We start from the raw sequence: 7,262 nt of genomic DNA on the forward strand, positions 1-7,262 counted from the left end.
TATATGACCTGTGGGAGCTGGCTTGCCAGCGATTGGCCGCGCCGCGGTCATCCTGATGCACAAAATCACAAGAATAAAAAAGATCCGAGGTGTTGCATGTCCGAGCTCTCCAAAGCACGCATCCCCGACGCACCCGCCATTCAGCGTTTGCCCCTTTTGCAACTGATCCTGGTCGGTCTGCAACATGTTTTGCTGATGTACGGTGGTGCCATCGCGGTGCCGCTGATCATCGGACAGGCCGCGGGCCTGAGTCGTGAAGAAATCGCCTTCCTGATCAACGCCGACCTGCTGGTCGCCGGCATCGCCACGATCGTTCAATCACTCGGTATCGGCCCAATGGGCATTCGCATGCCCGTGATGATGGGCGCCAGTTTCGCCGCTGTCGGCAGCATGGTCGCCATGGCCGGCATGCCTGGAGTCGGTCTGCAAGGGATCTTCGGCGCTACCATCGCCGCCGGGTTCTTCGGCATGATCATCGCCCCGTTCATGTCCAAGGTCGTACGCTTCTTCCCGCCGCTGGTGACCGGCACGGTCATCACCTCGATCGGCCTGTCGCTGTTTCCCGTGGCCGTGAACTGGGCCGGTGGCGGCGCCGAGGCGGCGCAATTCGGCTCACCGATTTACCTGGCCATCGCCTCGCTGGTGCTGGGCACCATTCTGTTGGTGCACCGCTTCATGCGCGGTTTCTGGGTCAACATTTCGGTATTGATCGGCATGTGCCTGGGCTACGTGCTCTGCGGCCTGATCGGCATGGTTGACCTGAGCGGCATGGACCAGGCGCCGTGGCTGCAATTTGTTACCCCGCTGCACTTCGGCATGCCGAAGTTCGAACTGGCGCCGATCCTGTCGATGTGCCTGGTGGTGGTGATCATCTTCGTCGAGTCCACCGGGATGTTCCTGGCGCTGGGCAAGATCACCGGCGATGAAGTCTGCCCACGCCGGCTGCGCCGCGGCCTGCTGTGCGATGCCGGCGCGTCGTTTTTCGCCGGTTTCTTCAATACCTTCACCCATTCGTCCTTCGCACAAAACATCGGCCTGGTGCAGATGACCGGCGTGCGTTGCCGCTCGGTGACCATTGTTGCCGGTGGCTTGCTGATCGTGCTGAGCCTGCTGCCCAAGGCCGCGTTCCTGGTGGCCTCGATTCCCCCCGCGGTACTGGGTGGTGCAGCGATCGCGATGTTCGGCATGGTTGCCGCCACCGGGATCAAGATTCTTCAGGAAACCGACATTGGTGATCGTCGCAACCAGTTACTGGTGGCAGTGAGCATCGGTATGGGCCTGATCCCGGTGGTGCGTCCGGAGTTTTTCGCCCACCTGCCCCTGTGGATGAGCCCGATTACCCACAGCGGCATCGCCATGGCCACCCTCAGCGCCCTGTCGCTGAACTTGCTGTTCAACATCCTCGGTGGACAGGAACGCGCCGCGGCCAACGACTGCCACGCCCACTCGCATTGACTGAAAAGGTACAGCCGATCCCTGTAGGAGCGAGCTTGCTCGCGATGGACGCAAGAGCACCGCGTTTATCCAGACTGCACGCGTAATCGTTAACGACCATCGCGAGCAAGCTCGCTCCTACAGGGGTATGGGGCTGCCTTTGCCTGAGAAAAATAAAAAGAAGAGGAGCAACAGATGATTCGGACACAGAAAAACATGTTGTTGGGCGCGGGCCTTCTGGCAGCCAGCCAGGCCATGGCCGGGGATTTACTGCAGTGGCAGACCAACAGCGTCAGTTACCTGTACGGCAAGGATTTCAAGGTCAACCCGTCGATCCAGCAAACGGTGACCTTCGAGCACGCCGACCGCTGGAAGTACGGCGACAACTTCATGTTCATCGACAGCACCTACTACAACGGTGAAAAAGACCGGAACAAAGGCGTTCATGCCTATTACGGCGAGTTCAGCCCGCGCCTGTCCTTCGGCAAGATCTTCGACAAGAAACTCGAATTCGGCCCGATCAAGGACGTGTTGCTCGCCATGACTTACGAGAATGGCGAAGACGACACCGAGGCCTATCTGATCGGTCCCGGTTTCGACCTCAAGGTGCCCGGTTTCAACTTCGTCACCCTGAACATCTACCAGCGTTATACCGAAGGCTCGCGCCCCGGCGATGGCGTGTGGCAGATCTCGCCGGCCTGGTCCTACACCGTTCCATTGGGCAATTCGAGCCTGTTGATCGACGGCTACATCGACTGGGTGACGGACAACGATCAGAACTCGCATGGCACCTATCACGCCAACGTGCACTTCAACCCGCAAATCAAATACGACCTGGGCAAAGCCCTGGGTTGGCGCGAGAAGCAGGTGTATGCCGGCATCGAGTACAGCTACTGGAAAGACAAATACGGCATCGAAAACACCTCCAGCTTCGACACCAACGAAAATACCACCAGCCTGCTGGTGAAGGTGCATTTCTAAGATGACCCGCAACCGTGCGCCAAACCTGTCGTCGGTGCGCTGTTGCGGGGCACTTGAGACCTGGCCAAGGAGTCAGTATTCTCCGCGGCCGCCTGAATCCGCTTTAAAAAAAAGCCCGGATTTAATTCCTGACCAGAAAGCCAACTTATCCCGGCTCTGGACGGTACCAAGGCATCCCGAACCCCCTCTCAATCGACTGTTCTTGAGCAGCCGAGCGGGAGTTTTTTTGCTTTTCGAAAGCCTTGGCGCAGCTCTTGCTTTCGGCATTGAAGCTGACCGATTGGATGATTTTTTACAGCTACAGAAAAAGGCGCCACACCAGAGCGCCGACCTGAAAAAAATAACGTGAAACCACTACATTTTGGGAGCAACCGAATGAAACGTACGTGCACTAGCCTGATGCTGGCGGGATCGATGCTGGCGGGGGGTCAGGCCATGGCCGGCGATCTGCTGCAATGGCAAAACAACAGCCTGACTTATCTGTATGGCAAGGACTTCCAGGTCAACCCGCGCATTCAGCAGACGGTGACCTTCGAACACGCCGATGGCTGGAAATACGGCGACAACTTCTTCTTCATCGACAAAATCTTCTACAACGGCAAGGAAGACGCCTTCGCTGGCGATAACACCCATTACGGCGAGTTCAGCCCGCGCTTGTCGTTCAACAAGATTTTCGACCAGAAGCTGGAATTTGGCCCGATCAAAGACGTATTGCTGGCCATGACCTACGAGTTCGGCGAAGACGATACCGAGTCCTACCTGATCGGCCCTGGTTTCGACCTGGCCATCCCGGGCTTCGACTACTTCCAACTGAACTTCTATAACCGTCACACCGAAGGCAGCCGTCCAGGTGACGATATCTGGCAGGTCACGCCGGTCTGGTCCTACACCATCCCGGTTGGCGATTCGAGCATCCTGATCGACGGCTTCATGGACTGGGTGGTCGACAACGACGTCAACAGCAAAGGCGAATACCACGCCAACCTGCACTTCAATCCTCAGATCAAGTACGACCTGGGCAAGGCGCTGAATCTGGGCGAGAAGCAGCTGTACGTGGGTGTCGAGTATGACTACTGGAAGAACAAGTACGGTATCGAAGACTCTGATGGCTTCAAGACCGATCAGAGCGTGACCAGCTTCCTGGTCAAGGTTCACTTCTGATTTAACGGCAAAAGATCGCAGGCTGCGCCAGCTCCTACCTTGGAATGCGTTCCCCTGTAGGAGCTGCCGAAGGCTGCGATCTTTGCATTAAGAAGGCAACCCCAGAAACCTGCACAGCTCATCCTTCTTGGCCAAGGCATCCCGCCGCCCCAGGTCAATCAATTCGCTGCAATACCCCGCCTCGAACAGCAAATAACTCAACACCCCTGCCCCACTGGTCTTGGTCGCCCCCGGGCCGCGTAGAAACAGGCGCAGTGCCGCGGGCAATTCCTGGCGATGGCGGGCGGCGATCTCGTCGATCGGCTGACTCGGTGAAATCACCAACACCTCCACAGGCGCCACCCCCAATGTGCGGATGGGCGTGCCGTCGGGCATGAGGTGACTGAACTGATTCAAGCGCTGCAACAACTCGATATCGCTTTCCAGACTGTCAATGAACGTACTGTTGAGCATGTGCCCACCGATCTGCGCCAAGGTCGGTTGTTGTCCGGTATAAGCGCGTTGCAGCGGTTGTTCAGGATCGAATCCACGTGGGTTGCCACTGACGCCGACCACCAGCACGCGGCTGGCGCCCAAATGCAGCGCCGGGCTGATCGGCGCTGACTGGCGCACCGCGCCGTCGCCAAAATACTCTTCTCCGATTTTCACCGGTGCGAACAACAGGGGAATGGCTGAGCTGGCGAGCAAATGATCAACGGACAATTGAGTGGGCACGCCAATCCGTCGATGACGCAACCAGGCGTCGATAGTGCCGCCACCCTCATAGAACGTGACGGCCTGACCGGACTCATAGCCGAACGCCGTCACAGCCACGGCATGCAACTGGCGTTGTGCGATGGCTTCGGCGATACCGTTCATCTGCAGCTTGTCGTTGAGCAGACCGCGCAGCGGCGAACTGTTGAGCAACGCCACCGGAACTTGAGCCCCAAGCCCCATTAGATTGTGACTGACGAAACGACTTGCCTGGTGGATCACTCCGGGCCAGTCGCTGCGCAGTACCAGATGACTGCGAAAGCCTTGCCAGAACGCGGTCAAGCGCTCGATGGCTGCGCGAAAATCCGTGGCCCCGCTGGCCAGGCTGACCGCATTGATCGCCCCGGCAGACGTGCCGACAATCACCGGAAACGGATTGTCCGCTCCCAACGGCAGCAACTCGGCGATCGCCGCCAATACACCCACCTGATAGGCCGCCCGAGCCCCGCCACCGGAAAGTATCAACCCTGTAACCGGTTCGCCTGGACTCATTCGCAACGCTCCATGGTGCTGGGATGGGATGTCATTCTAATGATGTTTGCAGCCTGCCAACCCGTGGCGAACTCAAGTTTTTCGCGAGCAATCGAGCGTCGACCGGCTGCTCCTACAGGAACCGAGAGATTGATCAGCCGCGTTTCGCGTAGATCTTGCGCTCGCCCGGTGGACGACTCTTGAAGCGGCGATGGGCCCAGAGGTATTGCTCCGGACATTCACGCAACACACCTTCGATCCACTGGTTGATGCGCAGGCAGTCAGCTTCTTCGGTTTCTCCGGGAAAGCCTTCGAGCGGCGCATGTATCACCAGGCGATACCCGCTGCCGTCCGCCAGACGCTCCTGAGTGAACGGCACCACCAAAGCCTTGCCCAGCCGTGCGAATTTGCTGGTGGCGGTGACGGTGGCCGCCTGAATGCCGAACAATGGCACAAAGATACTTTGCTTGGCGCCGTAGTCCTGGTCCGGCGCATACCAGATCGCCCGGCCGGCGCGCAGCAGCTTGAGCATGCCGCGCACGTCTTCGCGCTCGACCGCCAGCGAATCGAGGTTGTGCCGCTCTCGGCCCTGCCGCTGGATAAAGTCGAACACCGGATTTTTGTGCTCGCGGTACATGCCGTCGATGGTGTGCTGCTGGCCGAGCAATGCTGCGCCGATCTCCAGCGTGGTGAAGTGCACGGCCATCAGGATCACGCCCTTGCCCTCACGCTGGGCCTGTTGCAGATGCTCCAACCCTTCAATGTGGGCCAGCTTCGCCAGTCGCTTGCGCGACCACCACCAGCTCATGGCCATTTCAAAAAACGCGATGCCGGTGGAGGCGAAGTTTTCCTTGAGCAGGCGCTTGCGCTCGGCAGCGGACTTTTCAGGGAAACACAGCTCCAGATTGCGCTTGGCAATGCGCCGTCGGTCACCCGCCAGGCGATACATCAGCGCGCCGAGAACACGACCGGTCCGCAGCAAGGCCGGGTATGGCAGCTGCACTATCAGCCACAAAAGTCCCAGGCCACACCACAGCGGCCAGAAACGTGGAGAAAGAAATGCTGTTCGAAAACGCGGGCGATCCATTAAAGCTTCCGTAAAGACAATGGCCGCGCATTCTACATCGTTCGACCCGGCTTGCGGCCTGCGGGCGTTCTCGTTATAAGTCTGGGCACTTTTAGTGACAAGTCGTTGTATGCCGAACATGAGCCAAACCGAACCGCTAGACCAAGATCCCGTGTTCCAGCTGAAGGGCAGCATGCTCGCCATTACGGTGCTGGAACTGGCCCGTAACGACCTCGAAAGCCTCGACCGGCAATTGGCGGCCAAGGTCGCCCAGGCACCTGGTTTCTTCAGCAATGCGCCGCTGGTACTGGCCCTGGACAAGCTCCCGCCCGGCGAAGGCGCTGTCGATCTGCCGGGCCTGATGCGTGTCTGCCGTCAGCATGGTCTGCGCACGCTGGCGATTCGCGCCAGCCGCATTGAAGACATCGCGGCCGCCATTGCCGTCGATATACCGGTGTTACCGCCGTCCGGTGCCCGTGAGCGTGCTTTGGAGTTGAACGAAGCCGTTGTAGCGAAAAAACCGGAAAAGCCGCCTGAACCCACGGTCAAGCCGACGAAGATCATCACTTCGCCAGTACGCGGTGGCCAGCAGATCTATGCCCAGGGCAGCGACCTGGTAGTGATTTCTTCGGTCAGCCCGGGGGCGGAACTTCTTGCCGATGGCAACATCCATGTATACGGCCCGATGCGAGGTCGAGTGTTGGCCGGCGTCAAAGGCGACACGAAAGCCAGGATTTTCTGTCAGCAAATGAGCGCTGAACTGGTGTCCATCGCCGGTCATTACAAGGTCTCCGAAGATCTGCGCCGCGATCCCTTATGGGGTGCGGGCGTGCAAGTCAGCCTGTCGGGCGACGTGTTGAACATCATTCGTCTTTAACGGATACTGCCGCATTTTCCAAGCATCTCCAAAACGTAGCGAAAATGGCGCAAACGAAGTAGGAAACAGGCCAAACGCAGTGTTTACCGGGGGTAAACGCCGCTTAAAACCGAATTCCAGCCAAGGCTGTTCGACTGCAGTAGTTTTCAAGAGATGTTTTTCAGGGGCTAAAAGTCCTTTTTCATTAGGGGTGAAACACCTTGGCCAAGATTCTCGTGGTTACATCCGGCAAGGGTGGTGTGGGTAAGACCACCACCAGCGCCGCTATCGGTACCGGCCTCGCTCTGCGCGGCCACAAAACAGTGATCGTCGACTTCGACGTCGGCTTGCGTAACCTCGACCTGATCATGGGTTGCGAACGCCGCGTGGTGTATGACTTTGTCAACGTGGTTAACGGCGAAGCCAACCTGCAACAGGCCCTGATCAAAGACAAGCGCCTGGAAAACCTCTACGTGCTGGCCGCCAGCCAGACCCGCGACAAAGACGCGCTGACCGTCGAAGGCGTGGAAAAAGTCCTGA

8 protein-coding genes are annotated in these 7,262 nt (G+C 58.6%); 6 read left to right on the top strand and 2 right to left on the bottom strand.

Annotated elements, in window-relative coordinates:
- Window positions 1-96 precede the first annotated feature (96 nt).
- From ACRESJ_RS08780 to ACRESJ_RS08795, 4 genes are all read left to right on the top strand, one after another.
- Complete coding sequence (locus ACRESJ_RS08780; RefSeq protein WP_431757557.1) at window positions 97-1,455, top strand: nucleobase:cation symporter-2 family protein; 1,359 nt, start codon at window positions 97-99, stop codon at window positions 1,453-1,455.
- Between the two features lie 174 nt (window positions 1,456-1,629).
- Window positions 1,630-2,415, top strand: a complete 786-nt coding sequence (locus tag ACRESJ_RS08785; protein ID WP_431757558.1) for an outer membrane protein OmpK — start codon at window positions 1,630-1,632, stop codon at window positions 2,413-2,415.
- 1 nt (window position 2,416) lies between these two features.
- Window positions 2,417-2,764 (top strand): hypothetical protein, encoded by a 348-nt coding sequence (locus tag ACRESJ_RS08790; RefSeq protein WP_431757559.1) that lies wholly within the window; start codon window positions 2,417-2,419, stop codon window positions 2,762-2,764.
- Between the two features lie 26 nt (window positions 2,765-2,790).
- On the top strand, window positions 2,791-3,576 hold the full coding sequence (locus tag ACRESJ_RS08795; protein WP_431757560.1) for an outer membrane protein OmpK: 786 nt from the start codon (window positions 2,791-2,793) through the stop codon (window positions 3,574-3,576).
- Window positions 3,577-3,663: 87 nt separating this feature from the next.
- Here the strand turns inward: ACRESJ_RS08795 and ACRESJ_RS08800 are convergent, their stop codons facing one another.
- Window positions 3,664-4,821: a patatin-like phospholipase family protein gene (locus ACRESJ_RS08800; RefSeq protein WP_431757561.1), complete on the bottom strand. Its 1,158-nt coding sequence runs from the start codon at window positions 4,819-4,821 to the stop codon at window positions 3,664-3,666.
- A 133-nt stretch (window positions 4,822-4,954) separates the two neighbouring features.
- Complete coding sequence (locus ACRESJ_RS08805; protein WP_431757562.1) at window positions 4,955-5,887, bottom strand: lipid A biosynthesis lauroyl acyltransferase; 933 nt, start codon at window positions 5,885-5,887, stop codon at window positions 4,955-4,957.
- A 118-nt stretch (window positions 5,888-6,005) separates the two neighbouring features.
- Between ACRESJ_RS08805 and minC the strand changes: the two genes are divergently transcribed.
- On the top strand, window positions 6,006-6,743 hold the full coding sequence (minC, locus tag ACRESJ_RS08810) for a septum site-determining protein MinC (protein WP_431757563.1): 738 nt from the start codon (window positions 6,006-6,008) through the stop codon (window positions 6,741-6,743).
- 200 nt (window positions 6,744-6,943) lie between these two features.
- A partial coding sequence (locus ACRESJ_RS08815) for an AAA family ATPase (protein WP_431757564.1) occupies window positions 6,944-7,262 on the top strand: 319 nt, incomplete at its 3' end.

This window comes from Pseudomonas sp., from assembly GCF_050739655.1.
In the GTDB taxonomy this organism is placed as follows: Bacteria; Pseudomonadota; Gammaproteobacteria; order Pseudomonadales; family Pseudomonadaceae; genus Aquipseudomonas.

Coding starts and splice junctions, on each gene's coding strand:
- ACRESJ_RS08780 (WP_431757557.1), top strand. CDS start 97: ATGTCCGAGCTCTCCAAAGCACGCATCCCCGACGCACCCGCCATTCAG.
- ACRESJ_RS08785 (WP_431757558.1), top strand. CDS start 1,630: ATGATTCGGACACAGAAAAACATGTTGTTGGGCGCGGGCCTTCTGGCA.
- ACRESJ_RS08790 (WP_431757559.1), top strand. CDS start 2,417: ATGACCCGCAACCGTGCGCCAAACCTGTCGTCGGTGCGCTGTTGCGGG.
- ACRESJ_RS08795 (WP_431757560.1), top strand. CDS start 2,791: ATGAAACGTACGTGCACTAGCCTGATGCTGGCGGGATCGATGCTGGCG.
- ACRESJ_RS08800 (WP_431757561.1), bottom strand. CDS start 4,821: ATGAGTCCAGGCGAACCGGTTACAGGGTTGATACTTTCCGGTGGCGGG.
- ACRESJ_RS08805 (WP_431757562.1), bottom strand. CDS start 5,887: ATGGATCGCCCGCGTTTTCGAACAGCATTTCTTTCTCCACGTTTCTGG.
- minC (WP_431757563.1), top strand. CDS start 6,006: ATGAGCCAAACCGAACCGCTAGACCAAGATCCCGTGTTCCAGCTGAAG.